The 1,253-nt window shown below is 45.3% G+C and carries 1 pseudogene; it reads right to left on the bottom strand.

Features of this window, described 5'->3' with window-relative positions:
* Positions 1-1,253 (bottom strand): annotated as a pseudogene (locus tag ACFIME_RS03245) (hemagglutinin repeat-containing protein); the annotation flags it as partial.

The following is a 1,253-nucleotide window of genomic DNA, read 5'->3' as shown; positions in this document are numbered from 1 at the left end:
CAGATTCTGGTACTTCTTCGTCGAATTGGTCAAAATACCCAACTTACCTTCTAGAGCATACTGATACCCTGCAATGAACAACTCTACCAAGCGCGAATCGCTATGAGGGAACATCAGAAAATAGTGCGGATCATTCTTGTTATCAGCCAACTGAACCGCATTATGGGCTGCATCATCTGGTGTTGTAAAAATACCATTGAGAAAAACATGAACCTTGCCATCAGAACCTTTTTGTAAATTCTGTTGTTCTTCAGGCGTTAAATAATGATATTGCGGCTGCGGGTTTCCATGGCTATCTTCTATAGGTTCCCCATTTTCATCGGTTGCATAGATCACATTGCCATTTTCATCGTGATCCACGGTAGCCAGATAATGCTCTTTGATAAACATGTTTACAAAGCCCTGTTCAAAGATATTAAATCCTTCATCCGATAAATCATTGATCATATCTACGCGATTATGTACTACCCCCCTCAAGCGATGCGACATCTAGCTGTTCTACAGCCTGGTGGGCTGTAGCGGTGTTGCGGTTGAGTGCATCAATGATTTGTCCAGCATCTTGCCTCATCGCCCTCTGTCCAGTTGTATCAGTAAGGATGATAGTCCCATCGCTGATAGCAGATTTGGTTTCTCCTTCTGCTCCATCCTTGGCTTTGCCGTGATTTAAAACATTCTTGGCAATGTTCTTTATCGTATCATTCCCAGAAAGGCTAAACCCATGGCTGCTGGCTTTAGCATGCGCACCGTTGCTGATATCACTGGTGCTAATGCTTCCTGTGGTCAGGCTGTTTTTTTCTGCCGGCGCGGTGCTGGCAATGATGCCTCCGGTCAGCGTTGTTTTGTCTTTAACAATGATATTAAAGCCGCCATCACCCGCTTTGATGCCTGATTGCTCCACAACACTATGATAATCACTAGAGGATTTATCCTTGTTCAATGAAATATTGGTTGTGGCTGTACCATCCTTTTCTCGGCTATTATAACCAATGGAAACAGAGTTTTGCTTGCTGGAACTTTGTCCCGTATCACTGCGGCTGGTAATGGCAAAATCACCACCAACCTCTATTTCTACATGCTCTCCAGAAACCACGGCGCCTGCCAGTGTGGTGTTTGCCCCACTCGTGGTATGAACAGTGCCGCTACCTATAATATGGCTGTTTTTATGTTGAACTTCCTCACTGGAACCTTCCCCTTGACTAAAAGAAGCACTACCCGTTGCCCCTGCGCCACCCGTGCCATAACCGGTGCCAACA

The organism is Bartonella sp. AP1QHHD, from assembly GCF_042196265.1.
Classification (GTDB): domain Bacteria; phylum Pseudomonadota; class Alphaproteobacteria; order Rhizobiales; family Rhizobiaceae; genus Bartonella.
Note: the sequence above shows the minus strand (reverse complement) of the source record. Positions and strands in the feature narration are given on the sequence as shown.